Here is a 17,217-nt window from a genome sequence, read left to right as displayed (position 1 = left end):
ACGCGCATGAGTACGAAAGTCATCAGCCTGGTTTCCATCGGTGCCCACCCCAGTTCCGGGCGCGCCCGTCGCGCCGAGCAGGATGCCCGCGCCGTCGAACTGGGCCTGCAGCTGGCTGGGGATAACTTGCAGGTGGTGCATGCCGGAGATCCCCACGAAGAGGCGCTGCGTGCTTACCTGGGGATGGGGCTGGATCATCTGGATGTGCTGGAACAGCCTGCTGGCGCCGATGTGCTGGGTGTGCTGGGCGATTACCTGCGCGATGCTGGCGCCCAGTTGGTGCTGGCCGGCAGCCAGGCCGAAACCGGTGAAGGCTCGGGCATGCTGCCATTCCTTCTGGCCGAGAAACTGGGCTGGCCGCTGGTGGTGGGGTTAGCCGAGGTCGAGTCCATCGACAACGGCACTGCCCAGGTGCTGCAGGCACTGCCACGCGGCCAGCGGCGTCGCCTGAAAGTGCGCCTGCCATTGCTGGCGACTGTGGATAACGCCGCGCCCAAGCCACGACAATCAGCCTTCGGCCCGGCCCGGCGTGGGGTGCTGGCGGCGCGCACTGTAGAGGTTGTGGACGATCCGTTGCTGGCCAAAGATGCCCTGCAACCGGCCCGCCCACGCCCCAAGCGGCTCAAGGTGATCAAGGCCAAGAGCGGCGCCGATCGCATGAAGGCCGCCACGGCCAAGGCCAGTGGCGGGGGCGGCAAGGTGCTCAAAGATGTCTCTCCACAGGAGGGCGCCGAGGCGATCCTGAAGCTGTTGGTCGAGGAGGGCGTCCTGCGTTGATGCCACCAGGGGCACGTCGTCTCCGTATAGCTCCGCTCCTACTGGCCTTGCGTATCGCCTGTAGGAGCGATCATTGCTTTTTGCCCACCGTTTCTGTTTGCCAAACTGTGGATAAAGTGTTCGCCATTTGCTGGAGAGCACGAAACTCAAGGCGCACGGGCAGTCGTTCGAAAATTGATCAGCCCAGGTTTTGGCGAATTGAAAGCCAGAAATCCGGATTGGATAGCTTAAGCAAGTATTTGCCCACAAATACTGTTGATCGACCTGTGGATAATTTGTAAAGAGTTGCTTGAAGCCCACGCTGTCGGTGCCTTGCATGCAGTTGATCAGAAAATGATCAAAGCTATGCAGCATGCTGTAGAGCCATGCATCGATAGGTCTGGCGCATGATATCCACAGCGGTGTGATGGTTGACCTGTTGTTTTCAACAGATGCTGTTGGCGTCCCTGTGGATAACGTGTTGGATGAACGCTACAGGCGTTAATTTACGTGGCGTCCATTTGGTTGATCGTTTTTTGATCAATCGGCTAGCGGCAGCCGCCACATAGGCATCTTATGGATAAAAGTGGGGCTGAAGGTTAAGAAGCTTGCCCTTGACCTGGCATTTTTACCAGTTATCACAATTTCGCGTCGGTGATAGCGTACTTCCAGTAGCCCTTCTACAGGGCTGTGCAGGCCTTCGCGGGGCAGGCATCGACCTTATCGGCTGTCATTTCCTCTTAGGAGTTCTAGTTAATGTCGAGCACGCTACTGGCAGTTGATCGCCTTCACAGTCCACTTGCCCGTTTTGGTGCATGCACTAGCACTGCCGCGTACTTGCCATATGGTTACAAGCATGGGCTCACCGCGAAGCCAAGTCTCGGTTTCACCGGCCAGCTATGCGAGCCCGCCGTAGGTTTTTACCTACTGGGTAACGGCCATAGAATTTACAATACAGTACTGAAGTGTTTTCACTCTCCTGACAGGCTAAGCCCTTTTGGCAAGGGAGGGATAAATACATATGCCTATTGTAGTCGTGATCCTGTAAATAGGACTGATCCTAGCGGTAGACTTCCAATGACTGCCCCTGTGACATCAGCGGTCAATGTAATTGTTTATGCTACAGGAGCTAAGATTACATTTGATGGTATAAATATGGGGCTTAAGCACTGGAGGTCTGAAGTCACTGGGGCGAAACGTCCGTGGACAGATCCGCTAAAGCTACCTGAGTTAGTCTCGCAATTCCTGAAAGTCTCAACTATTATTTTGTTAGGTGCAAGTGAGTTAAGAAAATTTTTTGCTTCTAAAGTTACAGATCCTGAAAACATGTTTCAGCAATCAAACCGGGACGATGATTTGACGCAGGCCTTGATTGTTAAGGCCGCAGCAGCAGCAACAGGGACCGCGACTGTTATAATTGAGACTTTTATCGCGGGCGTGGATCTGGATAGAGCAAGAATGAAGAATAATCTAAATAAGAATATGCGTAGTGGAGAGGATCCCGAGGCTGGACATGACTTCGGTGCTGCCGCGGATATTGCGATGTTAGATACGTCAAGTGGTGCGGATGCTGGTCTGTGAGTTTTCCTGAGATTCTGGTTGACCCAATTTTATTGGGTTTATGGAATCATGTGGTTGACCCATAGATAGAATGTGCAGGTACGTATTCCTGACGTATAAATGATGGCGACGCTTATACTTGTCGAGGATGGAGAAATTGCGCCCTGAACCGACCACGCCTTGGCTGGTGCGCCAGGCGTGGTCGATTTCTTTCACTGAGCGAGCACTTCCTTCAGGTAGGGTGCCGGCTCCGCCCCCAAGTTGTTCAACAACCGCTGACTATACCAATCGATAAAATTCACCACCCCAAACTCATAAGTCTTCGAATACGGCCCCGGCTGGTAAGCCGTGGAATTGATCCCCCGCTGGTTCTCCTCGGCCAACCGCCGATCCTGGTCATTGGTGGCATCCCACACCTTGCGCATCTCTTCAGGGTTGTAATCCACCCCCTCCACCGCATCCTTGTGCACCAGCCACTTGGTGGTGACCATGGTTTCCTGGGCGCTGATCGGCCACACGGTGAACACGATCATATGATCGCCCATGCAGTGGTTCCACGAATGCGGCAGGTGCAGGATGCGCATCGAGCCGAGGTCCGGGTTCTTGATGCGCCCCATCAGCTTCTTGCAAGCCACCTTGCCGTCCATGGTCATCGACACGGTGCCCTTGAGCAGCGGCATGCGCACGATGCGGTTACGCAGGCCATGGCTCTTGTGCAGGTAAGGGATTTTCTCGGCCTCCCAGGCGGCGGCCGAGGCGGCCACGTGGTCCTTGAATTCCTGGCTGGCCCGCGGGTCGTTGGTGTCGTCCCATTCCAGCAGGGTTTTCAGCAGCTCCGGGTGCGAGCCGTTGCAGTGGTAGCACTCGCGGTTGTTCTCCAGCACCAGCTTCCAGTTGGCCTTTTCCATCAAGGTGGTCTGCACCGCCACCTTGGTGTTCTCCATGTCGTACGGTTCCATGTAGTGGTCGAGGGTGGCGAGGAACTCGTCGATGGCCGGCGGATTCTCGGCCAGGCTGATGAAGATGTAGCCCCCGGCCACCTTAACGTTCACCGGTTTCAGACCGTACTGGTTCATGTCGAAGTCGGCGCCCATCTCGGTGCCGGCGAACAGCAGGCGGCCATCAAGTTCATAGGTCCACTGGTGGTAGTGGCAGACCAGCTTGGCCACCTTGCCTTTGTCGCTCACGCACAGGCGCGAGCCGCGGTGGCGGCAGACGTTGTGGAAGGCATGCACCTTACCTTCGGCACCGCGTATCACGATGATCGGGTTCTTGCCGATCTGCAGGGTGATGTAGTTGCCCTTGGTCGGGATCTCGCAAACCATGCCGGCGATCAGCCACTCCTTGTGGAAGATCTCCTGCATGTCGATCTGGAACAGGCGCTCATCGCAGTAGAACGGTTGCGGCAGCGAGTAGGTGCGCTCGCGGGTCTGCAGCATCTCGGCGGTGGCCTTGCGTGCAGGTTCCAGTGGATCGCCCAGGCTCAGGGTTGCGGTGACGTCCATCGTGTGGTCCTCGTGGCCGCGTGCGGCCGGCTGAAGTGGCTAATCGTTGTTGTAGTGCCGCAAGGCTGTTCTTTGGGATAAACAGCGTGTTGTTTTGCCGAGGAGTGTGCGTCCGGGCCGGGAAAGGACCATATCCACGGGCGACATGGCCGCATCGAATTCCGACGCGCCAGCCCTTGTAGCGCGGGGCTGGTCGCGATAAGCACGCCGATGTCGCGGATGGGAATGTACGTAGACGGCGCTATGCGCATTATCGGAGCCATAAGAAAGGCCGACAGTCGGCTGCTGGAGATGAACATGTCCGATACCTTCCTCAATCCGGTTACCACCCAGACCTGGGCCAATGGCCGCCACATCGTGCGTTGCGTCAAGGTCATCCAGGAAACCTGGGACGTGCGCACCTTCTGCTTCATGGCCGACCAGCCGATCATGTTCTTCTTCAAGCCCGGGCAGTTCGTCACCCTTGAGCTGGAGATCGAAGGCAAGCCGGTGATGCGTTCGTACACCATCTCCAGCTCGCCGTCGGTGCCTTACAGCTTCTCGATCACCGTCAAGCGGGTGCCGGGCGGGCTGGTCTCCAACTTCCTCCACGACACCATGCACGAAGGCGCCGAGTTGCCGGTGCACGGGCCGGTGGGGCTGTTCAACGCCATCGACTTCCCGGCCGGCAAGACCCTTTATCTGTCCGGCGGCGTCGGCATCACCCCGGTGATGTCCATGGCGCGCTGGTTCTACGACACCAACGCCAATGTCGACATGGTCTTCGTGCACAGCGCCCGCTCGCCGAAAGACATCATCTACCACCGCGAGCTGGAACAGATGGCCTCGCGCATCCCCAACTTCAGCCTGCATATCATTTGCGAGAAGCACGGGTTGGGCGAGCCGTGGGCGGGTTATCGCGGCTACCTCAACCAGCGGCTGATGGAGCTGATCGCCCCGGACTACCTTGAGCGCACCATCTTCTGCTGCGGCCCCACGCCCTACATGAGCGCGGTCAAGCGCATGCTCGAAGCGGTCGGCTTCGACATGAAGAACTACCACGAGGAATCGTTCGGCGCGACGCCGCCTGAAGCCAAGGCCGACGCAGTGGAGCACGCCGAAGCGGCGGCCGATGCGCCGGAAGTGGATGCAGCCGACCTCAACCTGGTGGAGTTCGTCGGCAGTGACAAGAGCATCCGCGTGGCCCCGGGCGAAACCGTGCATGCGGCGGCGGCCAAGGTCGGGCTGATGATCCCCAAGGCCTGCGGCATGGGCATCTGCGGCACCTGCAAGGTGCTCAAGCTCGGCGGCGAGGTGGAGATGGAGCACAACGGCGGGATCACCGAGGAGGACGAGGCCGAGGGCTACATCCTGTCGTGCTGCAGCGTGCCAAAGGGGGATGTGCGGATCGAGTATTGATCCTCGATCGGATGCGATCGCGGGGCAAGCCCGCTCCCACGCAGTGAGGCTGGTGGGAGCGGGCTTGCCCCGCGATGCGTTTGAGGATCAGGTACGGAATCGCGCCACCAACCCATTCAGATCCACCGCCAGCCGCGACAGTTCGGCACTTGCCGCGCTGGTCTGGTGCGCCCCGGTGGCACTCTGCACCGACAGGTCGTTGATGTTCACCAGGTTGCGGTCCACCTCGCGGGCCACCTGGGCCTGCTCCTCGGCGGCGCTGGCAATCACCAGGTTGCGCTCGTTGATCTGCGCCACCGCGCCGGCGATGGTGTCCAGTGCCAGGCCCGCGCCACGGGCGATGTTCAGGGTCGATTCGGCGCGCTCGGTGCTGGTGCGCATCGAGTCCACGGCCTGCTCGGTGCCACCCTGGATGCTGCCGATCATCCGCTCGATCTCGCTGGTGGACTGCTGGGTGCGGTGAGCCAGGGCACGCACTTCGTCGGCAACCACGGCAAAACCACGGCCTGCCTCGCCAGCGCGGGCGGCCTCGATGGCGGCGTTGAGCGCCAGCAGGTTGGTCTGGTCGGCCAGGCCGCGGATCACGTCGAGCACCTTGCCGATATCACGGGACTGCTCGGCGAGGTGTGCGATCAGCTTGGCGGTGGCCTGCACATCGCCGCTCATGCGCTCGATGGCGCCCACGGTCTCCAGTACCAGGTCGCGGCCATCGCCGGCCGAGCGGCTGGCTTCGCTGGAGGCTTCCGAAGTGCTGACCGCGTTACGGGCCACTTCTTCGACGGCACTGGTCATCTCGGTAACGGCGGTGGCGGCCTGCTCGATCTCGTTGTTCTGCTGCTGCAGGCCACGGGCGCTTTCGTCGGTGACGCTGTTCAGCTCTTCGGCGGCGGAGGCCAGCTGGGTGGCGGAGCCTGCGATCAACTGCAGGGTGTCGCGCAGCTTGTCCTGCATCTTGGCCATGGCCTTGAGCAGGCGCGCGGCCTCGTCGGTGCCGTCGGCGTGAATGCTGTGGGTCAGGTCGCCTTCGGCGATCTGCTCGGCGGCCTTGAGCGCCTCGTCGATGGGCTTGACGATGCTGCGGGTGAGCAGGAAGGCGAACAGCAAGGTCAGCACCGTGGCCGCTACCAGCAGGCTGATGACCAGGGCGAAGGCGCCGCTGTACTGCTCGGCCGCCTGGGCGTTGGTGGCGCTGGTCTGCTCGGTGTTGATGCGCACCAGCGCGTCCATGACCTTGTTGATCTGCTCGGAGTTGTCCAGCAGGTCGCGGTTGAGCAGTTCGCGCAGGGCATCGAGGTCGCCGGCCTGGCTCAGGCTGCGCATGCGCGCCTCGAGCTGGCGGTACTGGTTGAGCAGCAGGCCGTACTGGTCGAAGGCGGCCTTCTCGTCGGCGGCGGTCACCAGCGGCTCGTAGGCGCGGCGCGCCTTGTCGATCTGCGCGTTACGCTCGTCCAGCAGGCGCAGGGTGTCTTGCTGCGTGGCCGGCTCGCGGTTGAGCAGCAGGCGGTAGGAGAGGGTGCGCAGGCGCAGGTTCAGTGCGGTCAGCTCGTCGAGGGTCTTGATGCTGGGCACGCTGACTTCTTCGATGGTCACGCCGGCCTGGCGGATGTTGCCCATCTGGATCAGCGAGAAGATACCCAGGCCGAGCATCAGCACACCGATCACGGCGAACCCGAGCAACGCGCGGGGCGCGATATTCATATTGCGTAAGGACATGGAGGCGGTTTCCAAGGCAGAGGAGGTGCCGCGATCCATGCGACGGAAGAAGACCTGCCTGCCTATCGGTCGTGACCGGCCAGTCTTTAGGCTGACTTGATGAAATTGTGAGGCAGCTAACTATTTTCCTGACCAGCGGTTGACCTAGGTCGGAACAAGGGGGCTGATCCTGGGTCAACCTCAACCCGGCAAACACCTTTTGAATCCGATATTTAATGGCGGGGGCGCAGGTTTTTCCTTATCGTGTGCGCCCTTTGCAACAACCGAGATAGACGCATGTTGGAAACTTCCCTGAATCAACTCGAGCAACTGGTCAGCGACCTGATGCACAAGAACGCACAGCTGGCCGAACAGAACGCCAGCCTCAGCCAGGAACTGGCGCAAGCCAAGGAAGAGAACGACAGCCTGCAGTTGTCGCTCATGGAGCAGGAAGAGAAGCACGGCGCCACCGCCGCGCGCATCCAGGCCTTGGTCGAGCGCGCCAGCGCAGGTGTCGTGAACGCATGAGACTGCAAGCGCAGCCGGTCAACGTCGTGTCGATCCTGGGCAACGACTATTCGCTGAAGGCCCCCGAGGGCCAGGAAGAAACCCTGAACCAGGCCGTGCGCATGCTCAATGTCGCCCTGGCCGAGACCAAGCGCAGCTACCCGACCCTGATCGGCGACAAGCTGCTGGTGCTGGCAGCCCTGAACCTGTGCTCCAAGCAGATCGAACTGCAGCGCGAGCACGACCGCACCCTCGAGCGCACCCAGGCGCAGATCGACGCTACGGTCGATGCCATCAGCAAGGCCGTCTCCGACGTCTGACTGACGTCATCGTGCGCCTTCGTGAGAGCGAGCTTGCCCCGCGATGCGGGCGTCCAGTCTGTCGCAGATCACTGGAACAACTGGATACTTAAGTGTATACACTTCCCGAAAAACAATAATTATCGGGGAGTGGCACATGCGCATCTGGCAGCGGAGCATCCAGTGGCAATTGATCGCGAGCATGGGCGCCGCCCTGCTGGCGAGCATCCTGGTGGTGGTGGCGATCTATACGGTGGCGCTCAACCGCCTCACCGAGCGCTATCTAGTCGATACGGCCTTGCCGGCCAGTATCGAGGCCATCCGCAACGATATCGAGCGCATGCTCGGCCGCCCGCTGGTGGCGGCCGCAGATATCGCCGGCAACACCCTCCTGCGCGACTGGCTGGCTGCCGGTGAAGATCCCGCCGCGCTGCCGGCGTTCATCGAGTACCTCGACGCCGCCAAGCAGCGCAACCACGCCTTTACCACCCTGTTCGCCTCCACGGTGAGTGGCAACTACTACAACGAAAAAGGCCTGGACCGCACCCTCAGCCGCGCCAACCCCAAGGACAACTGGTTCTACGGCTATATCGACAGCGGCGCCGAACGCATGCTGAACATCGACATCGATGGCTCCACGGGGGAACTGGCGCTGTTCATCGACTATCGCGTGGAAAAGGCCGGCCAGCTGGTGGGCGTGGCAGGCATGGGCCTGCGCATGACCGAGCTGTCCAAGCTGATCCACGACTTCAGCTTCGGCGAGCACGGCAAGGTGTTCCTGGTGCGCAACGACGGGCTGATCCAGGTTCATCCCGACCAGCAGTTCAGCGGCAAGCGTCAACTTGCCGAGCAGCTGGACGTCGAGGCGGCAAACGCTGTGCTGATGGGCGGCGAGGGCCTGCGCAGCAGCCGTTTCCAACGTGATGGCGAGGACTACCTGGCCTTGGGCCTGCCCTTGCGCGACCTGAACTGGACGCTGGTGGCCGAGGTGCCGGAAACCGAGATCTACGCCCAGGCGCGCCAGGCCATCTGGCAGACCTGCCTGATTGGCGGCGCCGTGGCGCTGATCTCGTTGTTGCTGGTGGTGCTGCTGGCGCGCGGGCTGGTACGGCCGATCCGCCAGGTCACAGCGGCGCTGGTGCAGATCGGCGGTGGCGCGGGCGACCTCAGCCATCGCCTGGACGATGCGCGCCAGGACGAACTGGGCGATCTGGCCCGGGGTTTCAACCGCTTTCTCGACAGTCAACGCGGCCTGATTGGCGAGGTGCTGCGCACCACCGAACGCCTGCACCGGTCGGTGGAGCAGGTGACCCAGGTGGTGGACAACACCGCCGAGCGCTCGGGCCGCCAGCAGGAGATGACCGAAATGGTCGCCACCGCGGTGCATGAAATGGGCCTGACCGTGCAGGATATCGCCCAGAACGCCGGCTCCGCCGCCCACGCCTCGCAATCGGCGCGGGACGAAGCGCTGCAGGCGCGGGAGGTGGTGCGCCGCTCGATCCACAACATCGAGGGCATGTCCGGGGAGATCGGCCGCGCCGCCGAGGCCGTGACCCAGCTGGCCGACGAGGTTGCCTCGATCGATGAGGTGCTGGCGGTGATCCGCAGCATATCCGAGCAGACCAACCTGCTGGCGCTCAACGCCGCCATAGAGGCAGCGCGGGCCGGTGAGATGGGCCGGGGCTTCGCGGTTGTCGCCGATGAAGTACGCACCTTGGCGCGCCGCACCCAGGTGTCCACCGACGAAGTGCAGCAGATGATCCAGCGTCTCAAGCAGGGCGCAGGCATGGCGGTGGCGTCGATGCAGGCCGGGCAAACGGCCACCGGCAACGGTGTCGAGTCGAGCCAGCGCACTGGTACCTCGCTCGGCGCGATCACCGATCAGGTCGAGCGCATCAGCGGCATGAACGAGCAGGTAGCCACGGCCACCGAGGAACAGTCGGCGGTGACCGAGGAGATCAACCGGACGGTACAGGGCATTTCCGACCTGGCGCGGCAGACGGCGGCCGAGGTGCAGGATTGCCGCGAGGAGTGCCAGGCGCTGCGTGGTTTGGCCGATGACCTGGCGCGACAGATGGGTGGGTTCAGGCTGTAAAACAATCGCGGGGCAAGCCCGCTCCCACGACAGTTGCGTGGGAGCGGGCTTGCCCCGCGATTAGGGTCTGTCAGGCACCAACGATGGCGCGGATATCCGCCGCCAACTCCCGCACGCGGGATTCTTGGGTATCCCACGAGCACATGAACCGAGCACCACCGCTACCGATGAAGGTATAGAAACGCCAGCCTTTGTTGCGCAACGCCTCCAGCGCAGGTTCCGGCATCTGCAGGAATACCCCGTTGGCCTCAACCGGGAACATCAGCTCCACCCCCGGCAGGTCACTCACCAGCGACGCCAGCAGCTGCGCGCAGTGGTTGGCGTGCTGGCCATGGCGCATCCACGCGCCGTCTTCGAGCAGCCCGACCCATGGCGCCGACAAGAAGCGCATCTTCGACGCCAACTGCCCGGCCTGCTTGCAGCGGTAGTCGAAGTCCTCGGCCAGGTCGCGGTTGAAGAACAGGATCGCCTCGCCCACCGCCATGCCGTTCTTGGTGCCGCCAAAACACAGCACATCGACGCCAGACTTCCAGGTCAGCTCGGCCGGCGAACAGCCGAGGAACGCGCAGGCATTGGTGAAGCGCGCGCCGTCCATGTGCAGGTTCAGGCCCAGCTCCTTGCAGGTGGCGCTGATCGCCTTGAGCTCGTCGGGGCGGTAGACGGTGCCCACTTCGGTGGCCTGGGTAAGGGTCACCACCCGCGGCTTGGGGTAGTGGATGTCCTGGCGCTTGAGCGCCACTTCGCGGATCGACTCGGGGGTGAGCTTGCCGTTGACGCTAGGCGCGGTGAGCAGCTTGGAGCCGTTGGAGAAGAACTCCGGCGCGCCGCATTCGTCGGTCTCGACGTGGGCGGTCTCGGAGCAGATCACGCTGTGGTAGCTCTGGCACAGCGAGGCCAGGGCCAGGGAGTTGGCGGCGGTGCCGTTGAAGGCGAAGAACACTTCGCAGTCGGTCTCGAACAGCTTGCGGAAGTACTCCGAGGCCCGTTCGGTCCACTGGTCGTCGCCGTAGGCGCGTTCGTGGCCCTGGTTGGCCTTTTCCATCGCGGCCCAGGCTTCGGGGCAGATGCCGGAATAGTTGTCGCTGGCGAATTGCTGGTTGTTGTTGGTCATGACGCCTGTCCTTTTTACGACGCAGGCACGCACTCTAAACCATTGATTCGGCGGTTGCCTATACAGGTTGTCCAAAGGCAGCGCAGGCCTCGTGAGAGCGGGCTTGCCCGCGATGAGGCCATCCGGGGCAAGCCCGCTCCCGCGCTGTTTTCCACAGTGCCTTGAACAATGTCGTAAACGCGCCATTGCAAGGCGCGCGCAGGCATCTGTACCGCCGTGCCCGGTCATACCATCGCTGCAAAGGGTGGGAAAACCCTCACCAGACAAGAAACGATCGCTGCCGGGAGATACACGATGTTCAGCAAGCAAGACCAGATCCAGGGTTACGACGACGCACTGCTGGCGGCGATGAATGCCGAGGAACAGCGCCAGGAAGCTCACATCGAGCTGATCGCCTCGGAGAACTACACCAGCAAGCGCGTCATGCAGGCCCAGGGCAGCGGCCTGACCAACAAGTACGCCGAAGGCTATCCGGGCAAGCGCTACTACGGCGGCTGCGAGCATGTGGATAAAGTCGAGGCGCTGGCCATCGAGCGTGCCAAGCAGCTGTTCGGCGCCGACTACGCCAACGTCCAGCCGCACTCCGGCTCCTCGGCCAACGGCGCCGTGTACCTGGCCCTGCTGCAGGCCGGCGACACCATCCTGGGCATGAGCCTGGCCCACGGCGGCCACCTGACCCACGGCGCCAAGGTGTCGTCCTCGGGCAAGCTGTACAACGCCGTGCAGTACGGAATCGACACCGCAACCGGCTTGATCGACTACGACGAAGTCGAGCGTCTGGCCGTGGAACACAAGCCGAAGATGATCGTCGCCGGCTTCTCGGCCTACTCCAAGACCCTGGATTTCCCGCGTTTCCGCCAGATCGCCGATAAAGTCGGCGCGCTGCTGTTCGTCGACATGGCCCATGTCGCCGGCCTGGTCGCCGCCGGCCTGTACCCAAACCCCATCCCCTTCGCCGACGTGGTCACCACCACCACCCACAAGACCCTGCGCGGTCCGCGTGGCGGCCTGATCCTGGCCAAGTCCAACGAAGAGATCGAGAAAAAGCTCAACGCTGCGGTATTCCCCGGCGCCCAGGGCGGCCCGCTGATGCACGTGATCGCCGCCAAGGCGGTGTGCTTCAAGGAAGCACTGGAGCCCGAGTTCAAGGCCTACCAGAAACAAGTCATCGAAAACGCCCAGGCCATGGCCCAGGTGTTCATCGAGCGCGGCTACGACGTGGTGTCGGGCGGTACCGACAACCACCTGTTCCTGGTCAGCCTGATCCGCCAGGGCCTGACCGGCAAGGACGCCGACGCCGCCCTGGGCCGCGCCCATATCACCGTCAACAAGAACGCCGTGCCCAACGACCCGCAGTCGCCGTTCGTCACCTCGGGCCTGCGCATCGGCACCCCGGCCGTCACCACCCGCGGCTTCAAGGTCGCCCAGTGCGTGGCGCTGGCCGGCTGGATCTGCGATGTGCTGGACAACCTGGGCGACGCCGATGTCGAGGCCGATGTGGCCAAGAACGTCGCCGCGCTGTGCGCCGACTTCCCGGTCTACCGCTGAGTGGAGCAGAACACCATGCAACGTTATTCGGGCTTCGGCCTCTTCAAGCACTCGCTCAGCCACCACGAGAACTGGCAGCGCATGTGGCGCACGCCAACGCCGAAGAAGGTCTACGACGTGGTCATCGTCGGCGGTGGCGGCCATGGCCTGGCCACCGCCTACTACCTGGCCAAGGAGCACGGCATCACCAATGTCGCGGTGATCGAGAAGGGTTACCTGGGCGGCGGCAACACCGCCCGCAACACCACCATCGTGCGCTCCAACTACCTGTGGGACGAGTCGGCGCACTTGTACGAGCACGCCATGAAGCTGTGGGAAGGCCTCTCGCAGGACATCAACTACAACGTGATGTTCTCCCAGCGCGGCGTCTACAACCTGTGCCACACCCTGCAGGACATCCGCGACTCCGAGCGCCGGGTCAACGCCAACCGCCTCAACGGCGTCGATGGCGAGCTCATCCGTACCGAACAGGTAGCGGCCGAGATCCCCTACCTGGATTGCTCGAAGAACACCCGCTACCCGATCCTCGGGGCCACCGTGCAACGGCGTGGCGGAGTGGCTCGCCACGATGCCGTGGCCTGGGGCTATGCCCGTGCCGCTGACGCGCTGGGCGTGGACCTGATCCAGCAGACCGAAGTGATCGGCTTCCGCAAGGAAAACGGCGCGGTGATCGGCGTCGAGACCAACAAGGGCTTCATCGGCGCCAAGCGCGTCGGCGTGGTCACCGCCGGTAACTCCGGGCACATGGCCAAGCTCGCCGGCTTCCGCCTGCCGCTGGAGTCGCACCCATTGCAGGCGCTGGTATCGGAGCCGATCAAGCCGATCATCGACAGCGTGATCATGTCCAACGCCGTGCACGGCTACATCAGCCAGTCCGACAAGGGCGACCTGGTGATCGGCGCCGGCATCGACGGCTGGGTCGGCTACGGCCAGCGCGGCTCGTACCCGGTCATCGAGCACACCCTGCAGGCGATCGTCGAGATGTTCCCGATCCTCTCCCGCGTACGCATGAACCGCCAGTGGGGCGGCATCGTCGACACCACCCCCGACGCTTGCCCGATCATCTCCAAGACCCCGGTGAAGAACATGTTCTTCAATTGCGGCTGGGGCACTGGCGGCTTCAAGGCCACCCCGGGCTCGGGCAACGTGTTTGCCGCCAGCCTGGCCAAGGGCGAGATGCACCCGCTGGCCGCGCCATTCTCCATCGACCGTTTCTACAACGGCGCGCTGATCGACGAACACGGCGCCGCTGCCGTCGCCCACTGACCCCGGAGACAACCGTCATGTTGCACATCTTCTGTCCCCACTGCGGCGAGCTGCGCTCCGAGGAAGAATTCCACGCGTCCGGCCAGGCCCATATCGCCCGCCCGCTGGACCCGAACGCCTGCTCCGACGAGGAGTGGGGCACCTATATGTTCTTCCGCGACAACCCGCGTGGCATCCACCACGAGCTGTGGGATCACGTTGCCGGCTGCCGCCAGTACTTCAACGTCACCCGAGACACCGTGACCTACGAGATTCTGGAAACCTACAAGATCGGCGAGAAGCCTCAGGTCACCGCCGCCTCGAAACAGAGCAGCGCGCCAGCGACCGCCAAGGGCCAAGGGGAAAAAGTATGAGCCAGACCTATCGCCTCGCCAGCGGCGGCCGTATCGACCGCAGCAAGGTGCTGAACTTCACCTTCAACGGCAAGACCTACCAGGGCTATGCCGGCGACACCCTGGCCGCCGCGCTGCTGGCCAACGGCGTCGATATCGTCGGGCGCAGCTTCAAGTACTCGCGTCCCCGCGGGATCATCGCCGCCGGCACCGAAGAGCCGAATGCGATCCTGCAGATCGGCGCCAGCGAAGCCACCCAGATCCCCAACGTGCGCGCCACCCAGCAGGCCCTGTACGCAGGCCTGGTGGCGACCAGCACCAACGGCTGGCCGAACGTCAACAACGACATGATGGGCATCATCGGCAAGGTCGGCGGCAGCATGATGCCGCCCGGGTTCTACTACAAGACCTTCATGTACCCCAAGTCGTTCTGGATGACCTACGAGAAGTACATCCGCAAGGCGGCGGGCCTGGGTCGCGCGCCGCTGCAGAACGACCCCGACAGCTACGACTACATGAACCAGCACTGCGACGTGCTGATCGTCGGCGCCGGCCCCGCCGGCCTGGCCGCCGCGCTGGCCGCCGCGCGTAGTGGAGCAAGGGTGATCCTCGCCGATGAACAGGAAGAGTTCGGTGGCACCCTGCTCGATAGCCGCGAAACCCTCGACGGCAAACCGGCCGCCGACTGGGTCTGCGCCGTGGTGGCCGAGCTGGAGAGCCTGCCGGAAGTCACCCTGCTGCCGCGCAGCACGGTCAACGGCTACCACGACCACAACTTCCTCACCATCCACGAACGCCTCACCGACCACCTCGGCGACCGCGCCCCGATAGGCCAGGTGCGTCAGCGGGTGCATCGCGTGCGCGCCAACCGCGTGGTGCTGGCGGCTGGTGCCCACGAGCGCCCGCTGGTGTACGGCAACAACGACCTGCCGGGCAACATGCTTGCTGGCGCCGTATCGACCTACGTGCGCCGTTACGGCGTGGCCCCAGGCCGCAAGCTGGTGCTGTCGACCAACAACGACCATGCCTACCGCGCCGCGCTGGACTGGCACGACGCCGGCCTGCAAGTGGTCGCCATCGCCGACGCGCGCCACAACCCACGCGGTTCGCTGGTCGAAGAGGCGCGTGCCAAGGGCATCCGCATCCTCACCTCCAGCGCCGTGATCGAGGCCAAGGGCAGCAAGCACGTCACCGGCGCCCGCGTGGCCGCCATCGATGTGCAGGCGCACAAGGTCACCAGCCCCGGTGAAACCCTCGACTGCGACCTGATCGCCACCTCCGGCGGCTACAGCCCGGTGGTGCACCTGGCCTCGCACCTGGGCGGTCGCCCGGTCTGGCGTGAGGACATCCTCGGCTTCGTGCCGGGCGATGCGCCGCAGAAGCGCGTGTGCGTCGGTGGCGTGAACGGTGTCTACGCCCTCGGTGACGTGATCGCCGACGGTTTCGAAGGCGGTGTTCGCGCCGCCACCGAGGCGGGCTTCAAGGCCAGCGTCGGGACCTTGCCGAAAACCCTGGCGCGCAAGGAAGAAGCCACCGTGGCGTTGTTCCAGGTGCCCCACGACAAAGGCACCGCCCGTGCGCCGAAGCAGTTCGTCGATCAACAGAACGACGTCACCGCCGCGGCCATCGAGCTGGCCACCCGCGAAGGCTTCGAGTCGGTCGAGCACGTCAAGCGCTACACCGCGCTGGGCTTCGGCACCGACCAGGGCAAGCTGGGCAACATTAACGGCCTGGCCATCGCCGCCCGTTCGCTCGGGATCGGCATCCCGGAAATGGGCACCACCATGTTCCGCCCCAACTACACGCCGGTGACCTTCGGCGCGGTAGCCGGCCGGCACTGCGGCCACCTGTTCGAGCCGGTGCGCTTCACCGCCCTGCATGCCTGGCACATCAAGAACGGCGCCGAGTTCGAGGACGTCGGCCAATGGAAGCGCCCGTGGTACTTCCCCAAGCCCGGCGAAGACATCCACACCGCGGTGGCCCGCGAATGCAAGGCCGTGCGTGACAGCGTCGGCCTGCTGGACGCCTCGACCCTGGGCAAGATCGACATCCAGGGCCCGGACGCCCGCGAGTTCCTCAACCGCATCTACAGCAACGCCTGGACCAAGCTCGACGTGGGCAAGGCCCGCTACGGCCTGATGTGCAAGGAAGACGGCATGGTCTTCGACGACGGCGTGACCGCCTGCGTCGGCGACAACCACTTCATCATGACCACCACCACCGGCGGCGCCGCTCGCGTGCTGCAGTGGCTGGAGCTGTACCACCAGACCGAATGGCCGGAAATGAAGGTGTACTTCACCTCGGTCACCGACCACTGGGCGACCATGACCCTGTCCGGCCCCAACAGCCGCAAGCTGCTGGCCGAGGTCAGCGACATCGACCTGGACAAGGACGGTTTCCCGTTCATGAGCTGGAAGGAAGGCCTGGTCGGCGGCGTGCCGGCGCGGGTGTTCCGCATTTCGTTCACCGGCGAGCTGTCGTACGAGATCAACGTGCAGGCCAACTACGCCATGGGTGTGCTGGAGCAGATCGTCGAGGCGGGCAAAAAGTACAACCTGACCCCGTACGGCACTGAGACCATGCACGTGCTGCGCGCCGAGAAGGGCTTCATCATCGTCGGCCAGGACACCGACGGCTCGATGACCCCGGACGACCTCAACATGAGCTGGTGCGTGGGCCGCAACAAGGCCTTCTCTTGGATCGGCCTGCGCGGCATGAACCGTGAAGACACCACCCGCGACAATCGCAAGCAGCTGGTGGGCCTCAAGCCCGTGGACCCGAACGTGTGGCTGCCGGAGGGCGCCCAACTGGTGTTCGACCCCAAGCAGCCGATCCCGATGGACATGGTCGGCCACGTCACCTCCAGCTACGCGGCCAACTCCCTGGGCTATTCCTTCGCCATGGGCGTGGTCAAGGGCGGCCTCAAGCGCATGGGCGAGCGGGTGTATTCGCCGCAGGCCGATGGCAGCGTGATCGAGGCGGAAATCGTGTCTTCGGTGTTCTTCGACCCGAAGGGTGAGCGGCAGAACGTCTAAGGCTTCCGGCTGGCGACACCGGATACTGTGGGAGCGGGCTTGCCCCGCGATGCGATGGAGGCCTTGGCGCCCCCATAGCGGGGCAAGCACGCTCCCACGGTGCCGATGCCGCT

Annotated in this window: 13 protein-coding genes and 3 pseudogenes; 12 read left to right on the top strand and 4 right to left on the bottom strand. The window is 63.3% G+C overall.

The annotated features are described in order from the left end of the window. The first annotated feature begins 6 nt into the window (after nucleotides 1-6). The 3 genes and pseudogenes from OH705_RS09125 (at nucleotide 7) to OH705_RS09115 (ending at nucleotide 2,337) form a co-directional block, all read left to right on the top strand. A complete protein-coding gene (locus OH705_RS09125) occupies nucleotides 7-777 on the top strand; it encodes an electron transfer flavoprotein subunit beta (RefSeq protein WP_267301946.1) in 771 nt (256 codons plus the stop codon). Between the two features lie 735 nt (nucleotides 778-1,512). After that, nucleotides 1,513-1,812 (top strand): annotated as a pseudogene (locus OH705_RS09120) (RHS repeat-associated core domain-containing protein); the annotation flags it as partial. Nucleotides 1,813-1,833: 21 nt separating this feature from the next. Then, nucleotides 1,834-2,337, top strand: coding sequence for a hypothetical protein (locus OH705_RS09115; protein WP_267302057.1), 504 nt, complete (start codon nucleotides 1,834-1,836; stop codon nucleotides 2,335-2,337). A gap of 191 nt (nucleotides 2,338-2,528) precedes the next feature. Here OH705_RS09115 and gbcA read toward each other — a convergent pair whose 3' ends face one another. Continuing rightward, the gene (gbcA, locus tag OH705_RS09110; protein ID WP_267301944.1) at nucleotides 2,529-3,821 is read right to left on the bottom strand and encodes a glycine-betaine demethylase subunit GbcA; all 1,293 of its coding nucleotides are present in this window, start codon (nucleotides 3,819-3,821) and stop codon (nucleotides 2,529-2,531) included. A 297-nt stretch (nucleotides 3,822-4,118) separates the two neighbouring features. On the opposite strand from gbcA, the gene gbcB reads away from it, so the two are divergent. After that, nucleotides 4,119-5,219 (top strand): glycine-betaine demethylase subunit GbcB, encoded by a 1,101-nt coding sequence (gene gbcB / locus OH705_RS09105; RefSeq protein WP_031314933.1) that lies wholly within the window; start codon nucleotides 4,119-4,121, stop codon nucleotides 5,217-5,219. An 87-nt stretch (nucleotides 5,220-5,306) separates the two neighbouring features. On the opposite strand, the gene OH705_RS29255 is transcribed toward gbcB, so the two are convergent. Together OH705_RS29255 and OH705_RS29250 are read right to left on the bottom strand one after the other, a co-directional pair. Next, nucleotides 5,307-6,170: a methyl-accepting chemotaxis protein gene (locus OH705_RS29255; RefSeq protein WP_371920989.1), complete on the bottom strand. Its 864-nt coding sequence runs from the start codon at nucleotides 6,168-6,170 to the stop codon at nucleotides 5,307-5,309. After that, a pseudogene (locus OH705_RS29250) lies at nucleotides 6,162-6,917 on the bottom strand (MCP four helix bundle domain-containing protein); the annotation flags it as partial. The pseudogene OH705_RS29250 and the gene OH705_RS29255, both read right to left, overlap by 9 nt. 291 nt (nucleotides 6,918-7,208) lie before the next feature. Between OH705_RS29250 and OH705_RS09095 the strand changes: the two are divergent. The 4 genes and pseudogenes from OH705_RS09095 to OH705_RS29240 all read left to right on the top strand — a co-directional run bounded on the left by OH705_RS09095 (nucleotide 7,209) and on the right by OH705_RS29240 (nucleotide 9,812). Beyond that, nucleotides 7,209-7,439, top strand: a complete 231-nt coding sequence (locus OH705_RS09095; RefSeq protein WP_011536153.1) for a hypothetical protein — start codon at nucleotides 7,209-7,211, stop codon at nucleotides 7,437-7,439. After that, nucleotides 7,436-7,738, top strand: coding sequence for a cell division protein ZapA (locus OH705_RS09090; RefSeq protein ID WP_023630184.1), 303 nt, complete (start codon nucleotides 7,436-7,438; stop codon nucleotides 7,736-7,738). Before OH705_RS09095 ends, OH705_RS09090 begins: the two co-directional genes overlap by 4 nt. Nucleotides 7,739-7,781: 43 nt before the next feature. Further along, nucleotides 7,782-8,948 (top strand): annotated as a pseudogene (locus tag OH705_RS29245) (cache domain-containing protein); the annotation flags it as partial. Between the two features lie 126 nt (nucleotides 8,949-9,074). After that, on the top strand, nucleotides 9,075-9,812 hold the full coding sequence (locus OH705_RS29240) for a methyl-accepting chemotaxis protein (protein WP_371920594.1): 738 nt from the start codon (nucleotides 9,075-9,077) through the stop codon (nucleotides 9,810-9,812). A 70-nt stretch (nucleotides 9,813-9,882) separates the two neighbouring features. On the opposite strand, the gene OH705_RS09080 is transcribed toward OH705_RS29240, so the two are convergent. After that, the gene (locus OH705_RS09080; protein ID WP_094011558.1) at nucleotides 9,883-10,923 is read right to left on the bottom strand and encodes a low specificity L-threonine aldolase; all 1,041 of its coding nucleotides are present in this window, start codon (nucleotides 10,921-10,923) and stop codon (nucleotides 9,883-9,885) included. Nucleotides 10,924-11,217: 294 nt separating this feature from the next. Here OH705_RS09080 and OH705_RS09075 point away from each other — a divergent pair, with 294 nt between their 5' ends. From OH705_RS09075 to OH705_RS09060, 4 genes are read left to right on the top strand one after another with little or no spacing between them, the layout of a single operon-like run. Then, the gene (locus OH705_RS09075) at nucleotides 11,218-12,471 is read left to right on the top strand and encodes a serine hydroxymethyltransferase (protein ID WP_094011557.1); all 1,254 of its coding nucleotides are present in this window, start codon (nucleotides 11,218-11,220) and stop codon (nucleotides 12,469-12,471) included. 15 nt (nucleotides 12,472-12,486) lie between these two features. Then, complete coding sequence (locus OH705_RS09070) at nucleotides 12,487-13,737, top strand: sarcosine oxidase subunit beta family protein (protein WP_094011556.1); 1,251 nt, start codon at nucleotides 12,487-12,489, stop codon at nucleotides 13,735-13,737. 17 nt (nucleotides 13,738-13,754) lie between these two features. Beyond that, nucleotides 13,755-14,090, top strand: coding sequence for a sarcosine oxidase subunit delta (locus OH705_RS09065; RefSeq protein WP_023631299.1), 336 nt, complete (start codon nucleotides 13,755-13,757; stop codon nucleotides 14,088-14,090). Beyond that, entirely contained in the window at nucleotides 14,087-17,104 is a 3,018-nt protein-coding gene (locus OH705_RS09060; protein WP_267301934.1) for a sarcosine oxidase subunit alpha, read from the top strand. Before OH705_RS09065 ends, OH705_RS09060 begins: the two co-directional genes overlap by 4 nt. The last annotated feature ends 113 nt before the right edge of the window (nucleotides 17,105-17,217 follow it).

It is taken from the genome of Pseudomonas sp. BJa3, from assembly GCF_026343815.1.
Taxonomy (GTDB): Bacteria; Pseudomonadota; Gammaproteobacteria; order Pseudomonadales; family Pseudomonadaceae; genus Aquipseudomonas; species Aquipseudomonas soli.
Note: the sequence above shows the minus strand (reverse complement) of the source record. Positions and strands in the feature narration are given on the sequence as shown.

Coding starts and splice junctions, on each gene's coding strand:
- OH705_RS09125 (WP_267301946.1), top strand. CDS start 7: ATGAGTACGAAAGTCATCAGCCTGGTTTCCATCGGTGCCCACCCCAGT.
- OH705_RS09115 (WP_267302057.1), top strand. CDS start 1,834: ATGACTGCCCCTGTGACATCAGCGGTCAATGTAATTGTTTATGCTACA.
- gbcA (WP_267301944.1), bottom strand. CDS start 3,821: ATGGACGTCACCGCAACCCTGAGCCTGGGCGATCCACTGGAACCTGCA.
- gbcB (WP_031314933.1), top strand. CDS start 4,119: ATGTCCGATACCTTCCTCAATCCGGTTACCACCCAGACCTGGGCCAAT.
- OH705_RS29255 (WP_371920989.1), bottom strand. CDS start 6,170: ATGCAGGACAAGCTGCGCGACACCCTGCAGTTGATCGCAGGCTCCGCC.
- OH705_RS09095 (WP_011536153.1), top strand. CDS start 7,209: ATGTTGGAAACTTCCCTGAATCAACTCGAGCAACTGGTCAGCGACCTG.
- OH705_RS09090 (WP_023630184.1), top strand. CDS start 7,436: ATGAGACTGCAAGCGCAGCCGGTCAACGTCGTGTCGATCCTGGGCAAC.
- OH705_RS29240 (WP_371920594.1), top strand. CDS start 9,075: ATGACCGAAATGGTCGCCACCGCGGTGCATGAAATGGGCCTGACCGTG.
- OH705_RS09080 (WP_094011558.1), bottom strand. CDS start 10,923: ATGACCAACAACAACCAGCAATTCGCCAGCGACAACTATTCCGGCATC.
- OH705_RS09075 (WP_094011557.1), top strand. CDS start 11,218: ATGTTCAGCAAGCAAGACCAGATCCAGGGTTACGACGACGCACTGCTG.
- OH705_RS09070 (WP_094011556.1), top strand. CDS start 12,487: ATGCAACGTTATTCGGGCTTCGGCCTCTTCAAGCACTCGCTCAGCCAC.
- OH705_RS09065 (WP_023631299.1), top strand. CDS start 13,755: ATGTTGCACATCTTCTGTCCCCACTGCGGCGAGCTGCGCTCCGAGGAA.
- OH705_RS09060 (WP_267301934.1), top strand. CDS start 14,087: ATGAGCCAGACCTATCGCCTCGCCAGCGGCGGCCGTATCGACCGCAGC.